The organism is Thalassospira sp. ABL2_045 (assembly GCF_056161285.1).
The window spans coordinates 245,509-262,569 of the sequence record NZ_JBSWYV010000003.1 but is presented as its reverse complement, the minus strand read 5'-3'; the positions used below and the strand labels follow the sequence as shown (position 1 = coordinate 262,569).

The following is a 17,061-nucleotide window of genomic DNA, read 5'->3' as shown; positions in this document are numbered from 1 at the left end:
TTTGGTTTTTGCGAAACTTGTTGCGCCATTTTTTTCCATAAAAACGCGTAATGCAGTCTTGCCCGCCCAGCAAGATGGTGCTAAATCCACATCCGCGTCGGGGAGTAGCGCAGTCTGGTAGCGTACCTGCTTTGGGAGCAGGGGGTCGCGAGTTCGAATCTCGCCTTCCCGACCATTTTCCCCTTTTATCGTTTTCGGATGCCCAACGGGATTTCCAAGCCGCGATAAAAGGTGTAAAAGATGAAGAGATAGCAGGGGTTAGAGAGGCCCGCTTAACTGCCATCACCATCTTATCCCGAAGGTCAAGACGAGGGTCCCGATGAAGGTCCGTGTTTACAAACCTGCCAAGAACGCCATGCAGTCCGGTCAGGCTGCGACCAAGCACTGGGTCATGGAATTTGAACCGGGTGCGAAAAAGGTTGCCGATCAGCTGATGGGCTGGATCGGATCGACCGATACCCGTGGCCAGGTCCGCATGTATTTCGAAACCCTCGAAGAAGCGCAGGCCTTTGCTGCCAAGCACAAGCTGACCGCTGACATCGAAATGCCGAAACCGCGCAAACTTCAGCTCAAGGCATATGCCGATAACTTCGCGTTCAAACGCGTTGTCTGATCTGAAAGTTGCCACTGGCATCTGACCAAGTTCTCGGGGCGGATTTCCGCCCCGTTTCGTCTGACAGGGGACGTTAAACCCTGTGATCAATCGGGCAGGCGTCCAAGGCCATGCCCCGGGGGTAAGCAAACCACCCCACCCAGCGGTCCCTTAGCTCAACTGGATAGAGCAACAGACTTCTAATCTGTAGGTTGCAGGTTCGAGTCCTGCAGGGATCGCCATTTTCTTGCATAGCTATTTTCGTAGAGTGATGTGTGAACTTCGCTCAGTGAACTGGTCCGAACAGAGAAATGTAAATTTAAGCACTATGCCCGCATCAACTGTTCGCGATAGGCGTCAATTTCTGTCTTGAAGGCATCGATCAGTTTTTGTGACAGTTGATTGAAGAAGTAACAAATTCTTGTTGTTTCACGCCATACAGATTGCTCATCCGATATGAGTATTTGGCTCATGTTTATCAGGGCGTTGCGGGCATCGCTGCAGGCGCTTTTAAGTTTTGGAGGGGAGCTGGGGTCAGATTGTACTCGGTGATATAAGGTCTCGTGGTCGAGACATTTCCGAATATTATTCCATTGCGCGATCACATCGTTTAAATCGATTTCCGAGCCATTTTTGTGTTCGTCAGTTCGAGCTTCTATGAATGCTTGAATGTCGGCAATATTTTCCTGAATGCGTTCATAAATACCTAGTACGTCTTGCATTTTGACGTTGACCATGTCCTCGCGTTGAGCTTGTATCTGCCGTTGAGTGCCGTAAATGACGAATAGGCCCCCCATCAGGCCAAGTGCACCGGCAACTATACTTTCCCATTGGATAGATCGCCAGACGCGGCAAAAACCTGTTCCGCTGTTTAAGCATAGCGTATCTGCCCATATTGCAACCGTGATAACCAGAAGGGCTGCACCAAAAGACAAGCTCGCAAGTTTAGGTAAGTTTTTCATTGTATTGATCATGCATCTACGTGTGCGGCACGGTCAATACTCTGTATCCCTTACGGTTAGGAGTAAAAGGGGAACGAATAAAAGGAGACAGGTTTATTTTCCTCTCAACTTGCAGCCCGCTCTGGCGGATATGTTGTTTGAGGTTGCCAGAAAAAGGGGACAGATTTATTTTCCTCTAAAGAAAAAGGGGACAGATTTATTTTCCTCTCAACTTGCTGCTCGCTCTGGCGGATACACCGTTTGCGGCTGCCAGTTTGCTTCCGCTTGTTCGCCATCCCATGCGTCAACTGCTGCTTGCAGGTTGACCCAGAAGGCGGTCGTTGTTCCCAATACTTTGGCAATGCGGGCCGCCAGAGACGCATCAATCCGTACATGTCCGTTGATGATGCGGCTTAGATGTTTTTCGCTGATCTCGATATCGCGGGCGAAATCCTTTTGTAGGATTTTACGTGGCACAAGGTAGTGTTCACGCAAGATCACGCCGGGGGCGGTTGGCCTGCGATTGCGGCGAATAGGGCGGTTCGTATCCATCAGTGGTAATCCTCCAGGTCAAGGATCACGATATCCTTGCCATCCCAAGTGAAGGTAATGCGCCAGTTTCCAGATACACTCATGGCGTATTGTCCGGCCCGGTTGCCAATCAAGGGATGAAATTTCCGGACGCCGATGCAGTCCGCAATGTCGGAAATCGCTTCAAGATGATCAAGGATCAAAAGTGCATTCTTCTGAAAGCGCTTGTCGATATGCCGCGACTGGCCGTGTTCAAACAGTTCGCGCAATCCTTTGTGTTTAATATCCTTGATTGGCAAATCGGTTCCTTTGCAGGAAGCACTATAAGATTACCAAAATGGTAACCCAGAATGCCGGTCCTGTCCAGTTTGATTTACCGATATGGTAAAGAGACTTAATTACCGTGCCGAGAAATACCGACCCGGACGATGATTGAGCGCAATGATCAGGTTGAGGACGACGGCGCCGAGGATCGAGAGCAGGACCTTGTCAAAGGGCAGGGTCAGGAAGGCGCAGACGAGGATGACCATGTCGACCGCAAGCTGGAAGTAACCGGCACGGATGTTGAAGTTTTCCTGAAGATACAGGGCGAGGATATTGACCCCGCCAAGTCCTGCGCGATGGCGAAACAGCATGAGCAGGCCAATGCCCATAAGCGCACCACCGGCAATCGCGGCATAGATCGGGTTGAGGGTGTCGAACGCGACCAGCATCGGGGTCAGTTTCGAAAAGGCCGAGACCAGACCAACGGCGATGAAGGTCTTGATGGTAAACGCCTTGCCCATGCGTTTGAATGCCAACCAGTAAAAGGGCAGGTTGATCACAAAGAAGATCAAGCCAAAGGACAGCCCCGTGGCATGTTCGATCAGAAGGGCAGCGCCCGCGGTACTGCCGGTGACAAGGATGCTTTCGCTATAAAGCGTCACACCGAGGGACACCACCATGGTGCCAAGCAACAGGGCCAGAACATCCTCATACGGGCGATGGGCGATATCGTCCTTTTTCGGCGTGCTGGTGGTGGTTGCTGGTTCGGTTGTGTTTTCGGTGCTCATAAGCGAAATGCTGCCAGTTGGTTGATTAATCAGATCAAAAATACGCCCTTCGCAGGTGCGAAACAAGCTGTGCGCAAGAAGGGGGCGAAAATCGCGTGTTTTTAACGTGCCTGTATCCCCAAACGCAAAAGACCGACCCAAACGGGGCCGGTCTTGGTAATTTTATGCGTGTTTGCAAAGATATGCGGTGCCGGGGTCAAGCGGCCTGATCCCATTTCGGCGCAAAGGACGGATCAATCAGGCGACCATCCGGTTTGGCGAGGTCGTGGATCGCGGCCATATCGCTTTCAGACAATTCGAAATCAAAGATATCGAAATTGGCCGCCGCATTTTTCGGGGATCCCGATTTCGGGATCGCCATGACGCCGTCCTGCTGCAACAGCCAGCGCAGTGTGACCTGCACGGCCGACTTGCCGTATTTTTCACCGATGGCCTTAAGCGTCGCATCCTGCATGACATTGCCACGTGCAATCGGGCAATAGGCGGTGAGCAACATTTCATGGTTGCGCACGCTTTCGAGCACCTTGGTCTGATCGAGATAGGGGTGGTATTCGACCTGATTGACCGTGAGCGGAATGTTGGTCAGAGACACCGCCTGATCGATCAGGGCGGTCGGGAAGTTTGAAATCCCGATCAGGCGCGTCATGCCGAGGTTTTTGACCTCATTGAGCGCTGCCATGGTTTCTTCCAGCGGCACGTCATCGGTCGGCCAGTGCAAAAGCAACAGGTCGACATGTTCAAGATCCAGCTTTCGCAAGCTTTCCATGACGGATGTCTGGAGATCGCCGCTCTGGAATTTGTCGTACCAGATTTTGGTGGTGACGAAATAGTCGTCGCGCGCAAGGCCGGATGCCTTAAGGCCACGCCCAACACCTGCTTCGTTGTGATACATCTGGGCGGTGTCGAAATGGCGATAGCCGATTTTGGCGGCCTCGGCGATCATGGTTGCCGCGTCGTCATTGTTGAGCTCATAGGTCCCAAAGCCAAGGGCGGGAATTTCAACACCCTGCCAGTTCCGGTAAATCATGCTGGTTTACCCCCTGTGTAGTTTGATTGTTGTGATTGTGCGGCGTCCCGATGTCATGTGCAAATGACGATCCGGTGTCAGTTCGCCCGATTAGCGCCAGATTTAGTGCGCATGTCGCAAAGCGCAACCTGTACATCAGGATGGTAAAAGCCGAACAATCGGGGGATCGGGCGCGAAAACCCGGCCTGCCGGGCCGAAATCAGGCAAAGAAAAAGGGCGACCATGGGTAATGGGTCGCCCGAAGTTCAGGACTTAGAGTGAGGCTGTATCAAGCCAAGGACGACATTGCCCCAATCACCGGGTTCAATCCTTGATGTGGCTCAAACGCAGTAGATTATTATTTGGCGGGGCTGTCGTCGCTGGTTTCGCTGACCGCAGCATTGAGATGATAAAGCGACTCACGGATCACCTCGGGCCCAAGATCCTTGGTGATGAAAACGATTTTGGATCTATGATCATCACTCGGCCAGGCGGGCAGGGATGCCGGCGGGTGAAACACATGCTGCACGGCGTGAATGGCCACCGGCGCATCTTCGCCAACGAGATTAAGGATGCCCTTTACCCGCAAAAGGCTCTCGCCGCGCATCTGGGTAAAGATTTCGGCCCAGGTGACAAATGCATCCCAATGGATCGGCTCATCAAAGGTAATGCAAAAGGACCGGATGTGATCATCATGACGGTTTACGTCGTGGCTGTGGTCGTGATGGTGATGGTGATGCCCGTGATCATGGTCATGGCAATGATCGTGTTGATGGCTATGATCGTGTTCATGCCCGTCATGATGATGATCGTCGCCATGCTGTTCATAGGCTTCATCGCGCAGCCATTTCTGCACATCCATGCTTTTGGTCGTCGGATCATAGAGCCCGGCATTAAAAAGCTTGTCGACCGCAATGTCGCCATTGACCACCGGATAGATCGGGGCGGCCGGATTAAGCGCGCGCAAGCGGCTTTCAAGCGCGGTCCGCATGGCGTCATCGGCCAGATCGGCCTTGGTCATCAGGATGCGGTCGGCAACCGCGGCCTGTTTGACGCTTTCGGGGTGGTTATCAAGCTGCCCCGTGCCATGAACCGCATCGACCGTGGTGACCACACTATCCAGGCGGAACTTGGTGGTCAGAAGCGGGTCGGTCATCAGCGTGTGCAGGATGGGGGCCGGGTCGGCCAAGCCGGTGGTTTCGATGATCACCCGATCAAATGCCGGGATTTCGCCGCGCGTGCGTTTGACAAACAGATCGCGCAGACCCGAAATCAGATCACCACGCACCGAGCAGCAAATGCAGCCCGAGTTCAGCAACACCACATCTTCGGAAACTTCGCGCACCAGAATATGGTCAAGCCCGATTTCGCCGAACTCGTTGATCAAGACCGCGGTTTTGTCCATGCCATCCTGGGTCAGCAGGGCATTGAGCAGAGTGGTCTTGCCGCTGCCCAGAAAGCCGGTAATGACGGTGGTGGCGATGCGGTCAAACTGTTCGGTGGAAAGGGCCATAATCAATCAGGTCTTGTTTCTGGTGGGGCGGGGAAACTGGGGCTTATTTCTTGCCGTAAAGCTCTTCGGTCGAGACTTCCGGTTCGGAAATCACGACTTCTTCGCCGTCACGTGCGGCGAAATAGAAACAGTTGCGTCGTCCTGTGTGGCAGGCGACACCGATCTGATCGACTTCGACCAGAACTGTATCCTGATCGCAGTCATAGCGAAAATCGACGAGTTTCTGTACCTGACCGCTGCTTTCGCCCTTGCGCCAGAGTTTCCCGCGTGAGCGCGAGAAATAGCACACCTGCCCGGTTTCAAGTGTTTCGAGCACCGCATCGCGATTCATCCATGCCATCATCAGGATTTCACCCGTGTCATGTTGCTGGGCGATTGCCGGAATCAGGCCGTTTTCGTTGAATTTCAGTTTGTCGGCAATCAATGCATTTGAGCCCGTCATGGGAAAGCTCCGGTCGATGGTGGTTGACTTTTGACGCTCGGCGCGTCAGAAAATGATATATTATAACATTTCATCAGATGCCACGGCTTTTTGAAATCGATGCAGCCTAAACTGCCGAAATCAGATGGCCGTCATTACGAGATATACAGCCATGAGCGATCTTTTCCCGAAAAAGGGCCACGATCACGACAGATGTGTGCATAGCGCACTTGCGCAGGCAGAGAAAGTCTGTGACAGCGAAAATGCCCGCTTTACAGATATGCGCCGCAAGGTCTTTACCCTGATCTGGCAATCGCACAAGGCGGTTACGGCCTATGAGCTATTGGATGCGCTGACGGCTGAGGGGCAGCGGGTGCAGCCGCCGACCGTCTACCGCGCGCTGGAATTCCTGACCGAGCTTGGACTGGTGCACCGCATTGAGTCGCTCAATGCCTATTTCGGCTGTGACCGGCCCGATTGCGAACATCTGGGGCAGTATTTCATCTGTACCGATTGCGGCCGCGTGGCCGAGGCCGTGAACGAGGATATGAGCAACGCGGTACGCAAGGCAGCGCGCAGTGTCGGCTTTACCATTCAGGCGACCACGGTCGAGATCAAGGGGCTGTGCCATGACTGCGCCACTCATTGAAGGCCGTGATCTTGTCCTTTCCTTTGGCAATGAGCGCGTGCTTGATCAGGTATCGCTTGCCATCCGTCCGGGCGAGATCATTACCCTGATCGGGCCAAATGGTGCCGGGAAATCGACATTGGTCAAAACGCTTCTGGGCTTGCAGAAGGCCGATAGTGGTGAGGTCGTGCGCAAACGCGGGCTTACGATTGGCTATGTGCCGCAAAAGCTTGCCATCGATCAGGTTTTGCCGATGACCGTGAAGCGGTTTCTTACCCTGACGCGATCGGCCAGCCGCGCGGATTGCGAAGCTGTTCTGGATCAGGTCGGGGCAGGGCACGTTATTGATTCGCAGATGAGTGAGCTTTCCGGTGGCGAAAATCAGCGCGTGATGTTGGCGCGTGCGCTTTTGCTGCGCCCGGATTTGCTGGTGCTGGATGAACCGACACAGGGCGTGGATGTTTCGGGGCAGGCGGAGCTTTATCGCCTGATTGATGACATCCGGCATGATCTTGATTGTGCGGTATTGATGATTTCGCATGATCTGCATCTGGTCATGGCCAAGACAGACCAAGTGGTCTGTTTCAATCGCCATGTCTGTTGTTCCGGTCTTCCAGAGACCGTGCGCCAGCATCCGGAATACCGATCCCTGTTCGGTTCGCGCGAGGCCGATGCAATTGGCATCTATCATCACCAGCATGATCACGAACACGATTTGTCGGGGCATGTTGTTGGCGGATGCGGCCATGATCATGCGCATGAACACAGCCACGATCACGCCCATGCCCCCGACACAACCGCAAGACAAGCGGCAGGAACGAATTAATGTTGGATGATTTCCTTTTCCGTGCCGTTTTGGGCGGTGTTTTGCTTGCGATCGTGTGTGGACCGTTTGGCGCCTTTATTGTCTGGCGCCGCATGGCATTCTTTGGCGACATGCTGGCCCATACGGCCCTTTTGGGGGTGACGCTTGGTCTTCTGATCGGGTTGGACATCCGGATTGGTATGATTGTCACCTGTCTTGTTGCGGCGCTGCTTCTTGCCTTTGGGCAGCGCCAGTCAAAGATTGGTAATGACACAGTGCTTGGCATGCTGGCCCATTCAACACTTGCACTGGGTGTTGTCGCACTGACCTTCGTCGAAGGGGTCGCCATTGACCTGACGGCTTATCTGTTTGGCGATATTCTGGCGGTCAACACCACGGACATCTTGCTTCTGGCTGTTGGCGGCACGTTCTCACTTGGTGTCCTGACCTGGATGTGGCGCCCGTTGCTCGCACTGACGGTCAGTCCGGAAATTGCCGCGGCTGAAAGCATCCCGGTCGAGCGGCTGCGTTTGATCTTCATGCTTTTGATGGCGCTTGTGATCGGCATGGCCATCAAGATTGTCGGTGTGCTTCTGATTACCGCGCTTTTGATTATCCCGGCGGCCAGTGCGCGCTTTTTTGCCCGCACGCCGGAGCAAATGGCGATCGGGGCTGCTTTCTTTGGGGTGGCATCTGTGCTGGCAGGGATCAGCATGTCCTGGCACATCGATACGCCCGCCGGGCCAAGCATTGTCATTTCCACAGCAGCGATCTTTATCCTGTCGGCGGGTGTTGCGCCGTTGGTGCGAAAACTTGTCTCCCAAAGGTAATGGCTGAACACAGCCGCTTCGCTTTGTGATCAGGTCCCCTGACATTTCCGTAAAGCAGGAAACTGTTTTCGGAAAGGTTTGTGCTGTGGTTGGAAAAACAGATCCTCAGGTGAGTCCTGATGAGGTGGCTACCGGAAAGCGTGGGTTTTTCGCCGGTGTCCCGGTTGCGGCCCTGTGGCTTGGTTTGGGTGGCGCTATCCCGTTTGTGGGATTGTCGGGCGCGAGCCTGTTTGTTTCTGGCGCCCATCAGTCGCTTGCCCATTTCATTCTGTTGGCCTATGGGGCGGTGATCCTGTCTTTTCTAGGTGGAATACGCTGGGGTCGTGCACTTGCGCCGGACTTCGAGGCCGGGCGGGGGCTTGGCGATGGATACTGGCAGTCCCTTGGCATCAGCGTCACCCCGTCACTCGTCGGGTGGCTCTCACTCCTGGTCCCGATCACTGTCGGCTTGCCCGTCTTGGCAGCAAGCTTTGCGGTAATGCTGTTGCTTGACCTGCGCGCGGTCAAAAACGGCTATTTCCCCGCATGGTACGCCAACCTCCGCGTGGCTTTGACCGTGCTTGTGGTGGTGTCGCTGCTTTTGGCGTGGCTGTGAGAAGTATATAGACACCGCATGAAATAAGGGCGCCGCATATTCGGCGCCCTTATTATTCCAAGCTGATTTATCGAGGCCTCAGGCCGTTTTCAGGCGCTCAAACCCGGCTTCCAAATCGGAAATCAGGTCATCTGCGTCTTCAAGGCCGATATGCAGGCGGATCAATTGGCCGTCTTCGTCCCATTTGGTGGCGGTGCGGATTTTGGTCGGGTCGGATGGCAGGATCAGGCTTTCAAAGCCGCCCCAGCTAAAGCCCATGCCAAACAGCTCCATATGATCGACCATATTGGCGAGCTGGGCTTTGTCGACCGGTTCCATGACAAAGGAAAACAGACCGCACGCACCCGAGAAGTCGCGTTTCCAGATGGCATGGCCCGGATCGTCGGGCAAACCCGGATGCAGGACGCGTTTGACTTCCGGGCGGGTTTGCAGCCATTGCGCGACCTTAAGCCCGCTTTCGTGGTGCTGTTTAAGCCGCACGGCAAGGGTGCGCAGGCCACGCTGGGCGAGGTAGCAATCATCTGGCCCAACCGCATCGCCTGAAATCAGGACCTGCTTTTTGATGGTGAGAAGGTCTTCCTCATTCGCCGTCGTGATGGTGCCCAGCATCACATCGGAATGACCGACGATGTATTTGGTGCCGGCCTGAACCGAGACATCAACACCGAGTTCAAACGGGCGGCACAGGATTGGCGATGCCCAGGTGTTATCAAGCAGGACCTTGACGTCGTGCGCGTGGGCGGCCTTGGCAATGGCCGGGATGTCCTGCATTTCAAAGGTCAGCGAGCCCGGGCTTTCACACCAGACAAGGGCAGTGTTGTCACGAATAAGGCCGGCAATGTCGCCGCCAATCGCCGGATCATAGTATTCCGTCTCGACCCCGAATTTCTTGAGGAAGGTATTGCACAGGTTGCGAGTCGGGAAATAGGTGCTGTCGGTGATCAGAATATGATCGCCCGGCTTTACAAAAGCCAAGATCGCATTGGTGATGGCCGAGACGCCCGATGAAACGCAAAGTGTGCCAAAACCGCCTTCAAGTTCGGCAACGGCTTCTTCAAGCAGAAAGCGCGTCGGCGTGCCGTGGCGGCCATAGGTGACCTTGCCAGGTGCTGATGCACCGGCTTTTTCAAGCTCTGCCAGGCTGTCAAACAGGATGGTCGAGGCATGCAGAACCGGTGGGTTGACCACGCCGTGATACTGGCTGGAACGGCGGCCAGCATGGACCAGTTTGGTTTCGGTATGTTTGGGGCTTTGCGATGACATGTCTGGCGGTACTCCTTGGGCGCGACGTCTTGTGCTTCAAAGACAAACCACCTTGGCGGCAGGCATTCAAGGCTTTTTGCGACAAAGCCATTGTTAAACCCGGTTATCAGGTTATTTCTTACGGGCGATAACCGCGAACAAAGACCAAGAAAACATCAAGGGGGCCTTGTGATCGATCTTCAGGATTTTCGTAACGCACGTCGTGCTATTTCCGATCATGTCCGGCAGACGCCGGTTTTTACGGCCAGCAATTTTGGTGACAGATCGGCGTTTGTCGCCCGTGACCGCATCCCCGAAATGTTCCTTAAGCTTGAAAACATGCAGGTCAGTGGATCGTTCAAGGCACGTGGGGCAATGAACGCGGCACTGGCGCTTGAGCCTGAGCAACGAGCATCTGGGCTTTGTACCGCCTCAGGCGGTAATCATGGCATGGGTGTGATCCATGCGGCCCGCACCCTTGCTGTGCCGGTGAAAATCTTCCTGCCGACCAACACACCAAAGCCCAAGGTCAAAAAGCTGCGCGATCAGGGTGTTGATGTGGCGCTGATCGGGGCTGTCTGGGATGACGCCAATCGGGCGGCGATGGAGCACGCACGGGAAAGCGGCATGGCCTATATCCATCCGTTTGCCGACCCCAAGGTGATCGCGGGGCAGGGCACCATTGCGCTGGAGCTTTTCGAGCAGCAACCCGACCTTGATACGCTGGTTGTCGCGATCGGCGGCGGCGGGTTGGTGGCCGGTGTTGCGACAGCAGCTCGTCTGTTGCGCCCTTCAATCCGGGTCATCGGTGTGGAGCCGAACGGGGCGCCAACCCTGTTTGAAAGCCTTAAGGCCAGTGAAGTGGTCACCTTGCCCAGTGTGAATTCGGCGGCCACCAGTCTGGCACCGCGTCAGTCATCAGCACTCAATGTTGACCTGATTGCCAAGAATGTTGATCGCATTGCGCTTGTCAGTGACGAGGAAATGCAAAAGGCGGCCAAATGGCTTTGGAAAGAGTTCGGTCTGTCGGTCGAGCTGTCGGCAGCAGCCGGCATTGCTGCGGTCATGAATGACCGTTTGGGTGATGAGGCCCCGGGGCGGGTCGGTGTGATCGTGTGCGGGACCGGCACGGATGGATTTGAATAAGCCCAGCACCAGGCGGGGGTAAATAACAGGGATAAATAAAAAGGGATGAAACCAAACGGTTTCATCCCTTTTTAAACCAGACGCCAGTTCAATCGGACTGGCGCGGAAATATATAGCGTCGCAAACCGCCAAAGAGCAAAAAGCTCTCCGGTGCGGAATTACATCTTCGGCTCGACCACCTGACGACCACGGTACATACCGGTGTTCAGGTCAATGTGGTGCGGGCGATGCAGTTCGCCGGTCTCTTTGTCTTCGCGGTACGAGCCCTTGGCGAGCTTGTCATGCGAGCGACGCATGCCCTGACGGGACTTGGTCACTTTTTTCTTTGGCACTGCCATGGGTCATCATCCTCTGGCTTGGGTAAACTCAGGCGCGCTTGTTACCGTGCGCGGTCGGGAAAGTCAACGATCAAAGTGTCGGAATCTGCATTATTTGCATTTTCACTGTCACTTTTACGTTCGGGCGCATCGCTTGCAGGATGACCATCATGATCAACATGATGATCGATATGCGGGATCAGCCCGGTATCACGCGGATCGTCAACAATATCGGTTCGCTGGTCGTATATCGCAAAACCTGCCTTTTGATAAGCCCCAAGTGCACTTGGATGATCAAGTGTGCAGGTATTGACCGTCAGGCGGGCGGGCTTGAAGCTCCAGGCGGTATCAATCGCCCAATCCAGCAGATATTTGCCATAGCCCTTGCCGATGAATTCCGGCATCAGGCCCATGTAATGCAGATCAATGACGTTATCGGTTTCAAGATCCGACAGATCAAGCTCGGCAAAGCCGGCCGGGACACCGGCAACATAGAGCACATAGACATGTGTTTCAGGCTTGGCCAGGATCGGTGCCAGTTCATCGTCACTCATCAGGCGGCGTTGCCACCACAGCCACGGTTCGCCGACCGTATTATAAAGGTAGCGATAAAACGACAGGGTCGGTTCTTCGGCGCGGATGATCGCGACCTTGCCCGGCGGGACGATGGCCGGCGCACGATCAGGCGGACTTTGCATTTCAAGGAAGCTGACGACAACTTCCAGCTTGCGCGGATTGGATGGGGTCATTGGACTAAACTCTTGCGCATTATTTTGTTTTGGGGCGAATCAGGGTGATCCTGATCGGTGACGCTTCCAATAAAGTCATAGCCGAGTTTGGCGTAAAAATCACCCGCTGCGGCATTTTCAATGGTAACCCGGATCTCACTCAGCCCTGAAAGGCGCAGGATATCCTCGGCCAATGCCACCAGTTCACTGCCAATGCCGGACCCTTGGGCGTGTTCGGCAATCGCCAGATAATGAATCCAGCCAAAAACAGTGTCGTGGCCGGTCATCATGGTCGCAAAGATTTGCTGATCACCAGGCATGCGGGCGACGATCAGGCTGCCATTATCGGCCGAAATGCAGTTTTCGATATCCTGTCTGGCATCACGAATGGCGGGGATCAGGCCGGTTGCGATCCAAAGCCGGGTGATTGCGGCGATGTCTTCAGGCGAGGGTGCCTTAAGCTGCTCAAGGTTGATGCCGGCGCCATCGGCGGTTTGGCTGGCCAGTTCCTGACCAAAGGTAGATGGGGCGGGCATCGGGTTTTTCATATCAAGTAACTTGCGCGATCAGACCGGCCTTAGGCCGGGCCGGTTTCAACAGGGCTGTCTTCGGTGGTGGCCCATTCCGCCCAGGAGCCGTCATAGACCGCGACCTGCTTATAGCCCGAAATATAAGCCCCCATGGCAAGAACACACGCGGTTACGCCAGACCCGCAGCTTGCGACCACCGGTTTGTTAAGGTCCACACCGGCCTCATCAAATGCCGCCTTGATCTCGGCGGCGGACTTGAAGGTGCCATCAGCGTTCAGAAGTTCGGTAAAGGGCAGGTTATAGGAGCCCGGAACGTGGCCTGATTTGCCCCAGGGATCATCGACGTCACCGCGGAAACGTTCGCCTGCGCGGGCATCGACCAGCTGTTCACGCCTGGTTTTGACGTTCGAGAAAACCTGATCAAATTCACGGAGCAGGAAGCTGTTGGCGCGTGCGGTGAAGTGGCGTTCGCGCGGCGGGGTCGGGGCATCGGTAACCGGGCGTCCCTCGGCAAGCCATTTCGGCAGGCCACCATCAAGTACAACCACATCGTGATGACCAAAATGGCGCAGCATCCACCATGCGCGACACGCCGCAAGGGCGGAACCCTGTTGGCCGTAAACCACCACACGCACACCATCACCAAGGCCGAGCTTGCGGACCTTGGCGGAAAACTTGATTGCATCAGGCATCATGTGCGGCAGTGGCGCGCTATCGTCGGCGGCGATATCATCGATATCAAAGAAAACCGCGCCCGGAATATGTTCTGCGTCATAGAAGTCACGGGCATTCTTGTTTTCGGCTGGCATGTACCAGCTGGCATCAACGACGCGCACGTCCGGTGCATCAAGGTGATCCGCAAGCCACTCTGTGGAAACAAGGGCATCGGAAAGTGGGTTGGTCATGGACAAGCTCCGATTGGCAATGGTGGGTATTTCTAGGGTCACGACCCATTAATTTGATGTCAATGGCAGACGTTATATTTGTGAAATCCAAGGAAAATGCCGCAGGCCGGGGTGACCCCCGTTCAAGGGGTTTGACGCGGGAGTTTGCAAATATAACGTCTGTCCTTCGGATTCATCTGATTTGCACGGTCTACTTTGTCGTAAAACCTTGAAAGATGAATATCTGTCTACAGTTTTACTTCGCGTATCCGCACAAATCAGATGAACCATTGATACCAAATTAATGGGTCGGGACCCTAGTTGGTCCGGGATCATTTTAAATTGGTCCTGAGTTTCAGTCTAAATTTGTAACGGTCCTGCGCTTTACTGGCAACCGGCTGGCAATGCGCATGCTGGGCATCCGCATTGCACAGGCATCAGGCGCTAGTCAGCAAACACGACATTGATCCGGCGGTTCTGACGGCCTTTCTTTTCGATCTTGGATACCGCGACCTTGCCGATTTCGCCGGTTTTGCGGACATGCGTGCCGCCGCACGGTTGGAAATCAATGCCTTCGATGGTCACGGTCCGGATCGAATGGCCGTCCATCGGCGGCTGTACGGACATGGTGCGCACCAGTTCCGGATTGGCTTTAAGCTCTGCGACCGTGATTTCTCCGTCATAGACATCGGCATTGCGCGCGATCAGCTCGTTAAGCTTTTCAGTGATTTCATCCTTGTCCAGCGTCGCATCCGGCAGGTTGAAATCAAGGCGTGCCTTGTGCGCGGCAATGTTGCCGCCAGTGACATCGCCCTCGATCACGGCGCAAAGAAGGTGCAGACAGGTGTGAAACCGCATCAGCTTGTGACGGTTGTCCCAATCAAGCTCGGCCGTGACGGCGTCACCGACTGCTGGCAGGGGATGGTCATCGGCAATGATATGCAGGATGCGTCCGGTTTCGCGGTCCTTGACCGTGGTTGCGACCGGCAAGGTCGTGCCATCGGCAAGTGTCAGTGTGCCGATATCACCCGACTGTCCGCCGGCGGTGGCATAAAACACCGTCTGATCAAGCTCGATGCCGCGATCTGAAATGTTGGTGACGGTGGCGGTGCAATTCTGTGCATAGGCGTCTTCACGAAACAAAAGACGTGTCATGTTTCTTTCTTCCTTCCCGTGTGGTGGCGTTCTTGATTTCTCCGACCATTGCGCGAATGCCTTGATGGGGGCTGGCGTGCGTGCAGGGGCCGGTTTGTTCCGCTCATGGTGCGGCGGGTGCCAAGCCGTTGTCGAGGCCAAAGTTGCTGGTCTCCTTCAAACTGGAATGTATGAAATTATACATAAATATTAGATTTATGTTGAAATATATACGAAGTGTATGGTATTGGTGCCGTGAAATTCAGGAGTACAGCAGCCGTGCCAGCCGTCATTCATGTCAAACTTTCCGGTGAAGGGGACTTCGGGCCGGTGGATCTCGAATGTGCGATCCCGCCGGCGCGTTTACCTGTGGTGATGGCCGCCCTGTTCGGGCAGGCGCCCGCAGGGGCAAGTATGATCGCGGGCGCAAAACAGGGTGCTGCGCAGGGCCTTTCTGGTGGCGTGCGTGGTGCGGAGCATGCTGATGTCGCCGTGCGGGCACATGATGGAGGCGGTCGGTCGGGAAATGACGGTGTTACTGATAATGCAGGCGGTGAGCCTGTGATAGGAGCGGGGCAGTCTGTGCCGGGTAATGCCGGTGGCGCAGTACTTTCGGACGTCGTCGATCCTGGCATGTTTATTACCGGATTTGTTGGCAGCTTCGGCGATCTGGTGGCGCGTTTGCAGCCGCGGGGGTTCGCCGAGACGATTTTGCTGGCCGCGATCTGGCTGCAATATCGCGATGGCAGAAGTTTTGTCACGCGCGGCGATGTGCGCCGGTTGCTGCGTCGCCAGAATCATCTGCGGATGCCGCGTAATTTCAGTCGCGATTTCCATGCTGCGGTGGCGCGGGGCTATCTGGAAGAGGTCGAAAACGAAGACGGATATACCGTTGCAAGCGATGGCTTCCAGTGGTTTCGCGAAGAGTGTAGAAAATAATACAAATAGTCGAAAAAGATATTGACGAAATGTATGGTTGTTGTATCTTTTTTTGCAGGGACAAACAAAGCGGGTGGGACCAGTATCATGAGCGAGTGGGAAGTCAGAAGCAGCTGTCGGGTGTGGCGCGGACGGTATGTCATCCGGGGGGATGTGGACCGTATCGCCAATGACATCGTCGAACTTCAACAGAACCGTTTCCCGGGGCTTGAGACCGACAAGGTTTCGCTTCGGGTTGTGACCATGGCCGTGATGTCGGTTCTGGCCGATGAATGCTGCGAAGATGGTGTTACCGCAGCTGAGCTTTCCTTCCTTCTGACCACCTGCCTTGGCATGCCGATTTCACCGACCCGGATTGAGCGCGAAATGGAAGGTCTTTCGGGGCTTGTCTGGACCGGGCAATGGGGTGGTGAAACCCTTTATGTCATGGAAAAACGTGGTCTGCGCTTCTTTGAAAGTGCACGCGCCAGAGCGCTTTCGGAAGGTGGCAATGTGACGGCCAAGGACCGCGAAGGGGTGGCTGCCAGCGAGGCACAGGAAGCGATTGATGCCTTGATTGATCCGGCCATCATCAGCGAACCGGCAGCCCATGCACGCTATCGCGTGGTCAGCTAAGCCATTTCGCTGATCCGCTCAGACATTGATCTTTGATCGCACCCGCCAGTTTTCTGGCGGGTGTTTTGCTTTGGTAGGGCGGGTGTAACAAGCGGCTTGACCAAACCAAAAAAGCGCCATATGCATAAAAGCATGGAAAACATTGTTACACATCAGAACGCCTATTTTACGTCGTGCACATAGCGCGGCGCCTGTTGATGTTTGTAAAATAAACCAAGACCGGCTGCCCCAGGGCGGCCTTTGTTTTTTCCATGAACCGGTTTGCCCGAGGTGGCTTCACCAACAAGGAAACCGGAAAATGACCCATATCTCTATTGCCGATCGCATGCCGACACTTGATTTTACGCCCGATGCCCTGAAAGACGGGATTGGTGTGGTGCCGCTTATTCTGATGGCGGGATTTGCTGATACCAGTATGGCCGCAAGCGAACTTGTCGCAAGCGGTGCTGTCAGGATCGAAGGCAGGCCGATCACCGATCCAGATCACCATATCCTGAGCTACGCCTTTGATGATGGCGAAGTGCTGCGCCTTACGGTTGGTGGTCAGAGCACGATGCTGATCCGGCGTGCGGATTGATCACCATGACATATCAGTCGAGGGTATCGGGCGAT

22 protein-coding genes and 2 tRNA genes are annotated in these 17,061 nt (G+C 54.9%); 11 read left to right on the top strand and 13 right to left on the bottom strand.

What is annotated here, in order from left to right:
• Positions 1–98 precede the first annotated feature (98 nt).
• From ACXAIA_RS07210 to ACXAIA_RS07200, 3 genes are all read left to right on the top strand, one after another.
• Positions 99–175 (top strand) — tRNA-Pro (locus ACXAIA_RS07210).
• Positions 176–319: 144 nt separating this feature from the next.
• Positions 320–613, top strand: a complete 294-nt coding sequence (locus ACXAIA_RS07205) for an ETC complex I subunit (protein ID WP_475347246.1) — start codon at positions 320–322, stop codon at positions 611–613.
• 144 nt (positions 614–757) lie between these two features.
• Positions 758–834: transfer RNA gene (locus tag ACXAIA_RS07200), tRNA-Arg, on the top strand.
• 84 nt (positions 835–918) lie between these two features.
• Here ACXAIA_RS07200 and ACXAIA_RS07195 read toward each other — a convergent pair.
• From ACXAIA_RS07195 to hisI, 7 genes are all read right to left on the bottom strand, one after another.
• Entirely contained in the window at positions 919–1,554 is a 636-nt protein-coding gene (locus ACXAIA_RS07195; protein WP_475348744.1) for a hypothetical protein, read from the bottom strand.
• A gap of 207 nt (positions 1,555–1,761) precedes the next feature.
• Positions 1,762–2,085 (bottom strand): HigA family addiction module antitoxin, encoded by a 324-nt coding sequence (locus ACXAIA_RS07190; protein ID WP_475348743.1) that lies wholly within the window; start codon positions 2,083–2,085, stop codon positions 1,762–1,764.
• Complete coding sequence (locus ACXAIA_RS07185) at positions 2,085–2,363, bottom strand: type II toxin-antitoxin system RelE/ParE family toxin (RefSeq protein WP_475348742.1); 279 nt, start codon at positions 2,361–2,363, stop codon at positions 2,085–2,087. The genes ACXAIA_RS07190 and ACXAIA_RS07185 overlap by 1 nt, the downstream gene beginning before the upstream one ends.
• Before the next feature lie 99 nt (positions 2,364–2,462).
• The gene (locus ACXAIA_RS07180; protein WP_475348741.1) at positions 2,463–3,116 is read right to left on the bottom strand and encodes a YitT family protein; all 654 of its coding nucleotides are present in this window, start codon (positions 3,114–3,116) and stop codon (positions 2,463–2,465) included.
• Between the two features lie 196 nt (positions 3,117–3,312).
• Positions 3,313–4,143: an aldo/keto reductase gene (locus ACXAIA_RS07175; protein ID WP_475348740.1), complete on the bottom strand. Its 831-nt coding sequence runs from the start codon at positions 4,141–4,143 to the stop codon at positions 3,313–3,315.
• Between the two features lie 337 nt (positions 4,144–4,480).
• Positions 4,481–5,635, bottom strand: a complete 1,155-nt coding sequence (locus ACXAIA_RS07170) for a CobW family GTP-binding protein (RefSeq protein WP_475348739.1) — start codon at positions 5,633–5,635, stop codon at positions 4,481–4,483.
• 43 nt (positions 5,636–5,678) lie between these two features.
• Entirely contained in the window at positions 5,679–6,077 is a 399-nt protein-coding gene (gene hisI, locus ACXAIA_RS07165; protein WP_475348738.1) for a phosphoribosyl-AMP cyclohydrolase, read from the bottom strand.
• Positions 6,078–6,228: 151 nt separating this feature from the next.
• Between hisI and ACXAIA_RS07160 the strand changes: the two genes are divergently transcribed.
• The 4 genes from ACXAIA_RS07160 to ACXAIA_RS07145 all read left to right on the top strand — a co-directional run bounded on the left by ACXAIA_RS07160 (position 6,229) and on the right by ACXAIA_RS07145 (position 8,914).
• Positions 6,229–6,705, top strand: coding sequence for a Fur family transcriptional regulator (locus ACXAIA_RS07160; RefSeq protein WP_008890884.1), 477 nt, complete (start codon positions 6,229–6,231; stop codon positions 6,703–6,705).
• A complete protein-coding gene (gene znuC / locus ACXAIA_RS07155) occupies positions 6,686–7,510 on the top strand; it encodes a zinc ABC transporter ATP-binding protein ZnuC (protein WP_475348737.1) in 825 nt (274 codons plus the stop codon). The genes ACXAIA_RS07160 and znuC overlap by 20 nt, the downstream gene beginning before the upstream one ends.
• On the top strand, positions 7,510–8,319 hold the full coding sequence (locus ACXAIA_RS07150) for a metal ABC transporter permease (RefSeq protein WP_475348736.1): 810 nt from the start codon (positions 7,510–7,512) through the stop codon (positions 8,317–8,319). The genes znuC and ACXAIA_RS07150 overlap by 1 nt, the downstream gene beginning before the upstream one ends.
• A gap of 124 nt (positions 8,320–8,443) precedes the next feature.
• Positions 8,444–8,914, top strand: a complete 471-nt coding sequence (locus tag ACXAIA_RS07145; RefSeq protein WP_475348735.1) for a DUF3429 domain-containing protein — start codon at positions 8,444–8,446, stop codon at positions 8,912–8,914.
• 78 nt (positions 8,915–8,992) lie between these two features.
• Here the strand turns inward: ACXAIA_RS07145 and metC are convergent, their stop codons facing one another.
• On the bottom strand, positions 8,993–10,177 hold the full coding sequence (gene metC / locus ACXAIA_RS07140) for a cystathionine beta-lyase (protein WP_475348734.1): 1,185 nt from the start codon (positions 10,175–10,177) through the stop codon (positions 8,993–8,995).
• A 168-nt stretch (positions 10,178–10,345) separates the two neighbouring features.
• Here metC and ACXAIA_RS07135 point away from each other — a divergent pair, with 168 nt between their 5' ends.
• Positions 10,346–11,302 carry a threonine ammonia-lyase gene (locus tag ACXAIA_RS07135; protein ID WP_475348733.1) on the top strand — a complete coding sequence of 319 codons (957 nt, stop codon included), beginning with the start codon at positions 10,346–10,348 and terminating at the stop codon, positions 11,300–11,302.
• Between the two features lie 158 nt (positions 11,303–11,460).
• Here the strand turns inward: ACXAIA_RS07135 and rpmF are convergent, their stop codons facing one another.
• The 5 genes from rpmF to ACXAIA_RS07110 all read right to left on the bottom strand — a co-directional run bounded on the left by rpmF (position 11,461) and on the right by ACXAIA_RS07110 (position 14,916).
• Positions 11,461–11,640, bottom strand: coding sequence for a 50S ribosomal protein L32 (gene rpmF, locus ACXAIA_RS07130; protein ID WP_062951864.1), 180 nt, complete (start codon positions 11,638–11,640; stop codon positions 11,461–11,463).
• A gap of 41 nt (positions 11,641–11,681) precedes the next feature.
• The gene (locus tag ACXAIA_RS07125; RefSeq protein WP_475348732.1) at positions 11,682–12,368 is read right to left on the bottom strand and encodes a GNAT family N-acetyltransferase; all 687 of its coding nucleotides are present in this window, start codon (positions 12,366–12,368) and stop codon (positions 11,682–11,684) included.
• The gene (locus tag ACXAIA_RS07120; RefSeq protein WP_475348731.1) at positions 12,365–12,883 is read right to left on the bottom strand and encodes a GNAT family N-acetyltransferase; all 519 of its coding nucleotides are present in this window, start codon (positions 12,881–12,883) and stop codon (positions 12,365–12,367) included. Before ACXAIA_RS07120 ends, ACXAIA_RS07125 begins: the two co-directional genes overlap by 4 nt.
• A 41-nt stretch (positions 12,884–12,924) precedes the next feature.
• The gene (gene sseA / locus ACXAIA_RS07115; protein WP_475348730.1) at positions 12,925–13,782 is read right to left on the bottom strand and encodes a 3-mercaptopyruvate sulfurtransferase; all 858 of its coding nucleotides are present in this window, start codon (positions 13,780–13,782) and stop codon (positions 12,925–12,927) included.
• A 423-nt stretch (positions 13,783–14,205) separates the two neighbouring features.
• Entirely contained in the window at positions 14,206–14,916 is a 711-nt protein-coding gene (locus ACXAIA_RS07110) for an alanyl-tRNA editing protein (protein WP_475348729.1), read from the bottom strand.
• Between the two features lie 258 nt (positions 14,917–15,174).
• Here ACXAIA_RS07110 and ACXAIA_RS07105 point away from each other — a divergent pair, with 258 nt between their 5' ends.
• From ACXAIA_RS07105 to ACXAIA_RS07095, 3 genes are all read left to right on the top strand, one after another.
• Positions 15,175–15,834 carry a hypothetical protein gene (locus ACXAIA_RS07105; protein ID WP_475348728.1) on the top strand — a complete coding sequence of 220 codons (660 nt, stop codon included), beginning with the start codon at positions 15,175–15,177 and terminating at the stop codon, positions 15,832–15,834.
• Positions 15,835–15,921: 87 nt separating this feature from the next.
• The gene (locus ACXAIA_RS07100) at positions 15,922–16,449 is read left to right on the top strand and encodes a hypothetical protein (protein ID WP_475348727.1); all 528 of its coding nucleotides are present in this window, start codon (positions 15,922–15,924) and stop codon (positions 16,447–16,449) included.
• A gap of 298 nt (positions 16,450–16,747) precedes the next feature.
• Complete coding sequence (locus ACXAIA_RS07095; protein WP_475347267.1) at positions 16,748–17,026, top strand: tyrosyl-tRNA synthetase; 279 nt, start codon at positions 16,748–16,750, stop codon at positions 17,024–17,026.
• The last annotated feature ends 35 nt before the right edge of the window (positions 17,027–17,061 follow it).

Coding starts and splice junctions, on each gene's coding strand:
- ACXAIA_RS07205 (WP_475347246.1), top strand. CDS start 320: ATGAAGGTCCGTGTTTACAAACCTGCCAAGAACGCCATGCAGTCCGGT.
- ACXAIA_RS07195 (WP_475348744.1), bottom strand. CDS start 1,554: ATGAAAAACTTACCTAAACTTGCGAGCTTGTCTTTTGGTGCAGCCCTT.
- ACXAIA_RS07190 (WP_475348743.1), bottom strand. CDS start 2,085: ATGGATACGAACCGCCCTATTCGCCGCAATCGCAGGCCAACCGCCCCC.
- ACXAIA_RS07180 (WP_475348741.1), bottom strand. CDS start 3,116: ATGAGCACCGAAAACACAACCGAACCAGCAACCACCACCAGCACGCCG.
- ACXAIA_RS07175 (WP_475348740.1), bottom strand. CDS start 4,143: ATGATTTACCGGAACTGGCAGGGTGTTGAAATTCCCGCCCTTGGCTTT.
- ACXAIA_RS07170 (WP_475348739.1), bottom strand. CDS start 5,635: ATGGCCCTTTCCACCGAACAGTTTGACCGCATCGCCACCACCGTCATT.
- hisI (WP_475348738.1), bottom strand. CDS start 6,077: ATGACGGGCTCAAATGCATTGATTGCCGACAAACTGAAATTCAACGAA.
- ACXAIA_RS07160 (WP_008890884.1), top strand. CDS start 6,229: ATGAGCGATCTTTTCCCGAAAAAGGGCCACGATCACGACAGATGTGTG.
- znuC (WP_475348737.1), top strand. CDS start 6,686: ATGACTGCGCCACTCATTGAAGGCCGTGATCTTGTCCTTTCCTTTGGC.
- ACXAIA_RS07150 (WP_475348736.1), top strand. CDS start 7,510: ATGTTGGATGATTTCCTTTTCCGTGCCGTTTTGGGCGGTGTTTTGCTT.
- metC (WP_475348734.1), bottom strand. CDS start 10,177: ATGTCATCGCAAAGCCCCAAACATACCGAAACCAAACTGGTCCATGCT.
- rpmF (WP_062951864.1), bottom strand. CDS start 11,640: ATGGCAGTGCCAAAGAAAAAAGTGACCAAGTCCCGTCAGGGCATGCGT.
- ACXAIA_RS07125 (WP_475348732.1), bottom strand. CDS start 12,368: ATGACCCCATCCAATCCGCGCAAGCTGGAAGTTGTCGTCAGCTTCCTT.
- ACXAIA_RS07120 (WP_475348731.1), bottom strand. CDS start 12,883: ATGCCCGCCCCATCTACCTTTGGTCAGGAACTGGCCAGCCAAACCGCC.
- sseA (WP_475348730.1), bottom strand. CDS start 13,782: ATGACCAACCCACTTTCCGATGCCCTTGTTTCCACAGAGTGGCTTGCG.
- ACXAIA_RS07110 (WP_475348729.1), bottom strand. CDS start 14,916: ATGACACGTCTTTTGTTTCGTGAAGACGCCTATGCACAGAATTGCACC.
- ACXAIA_RS07100 (WP_475348727.1), top strand. CDS start 15,922: ATGAGCGAGTGGGAAGTCAGAAGCAGCTGTCGGGTGTGGCGCGGACGG.
- ACXAIA_RS07095 (WP_475347267.1), top strand. CDS start 16,748: ATGACCCATATCTCTATTGCCGATCGCATGCCGACACTTGATTTTACG.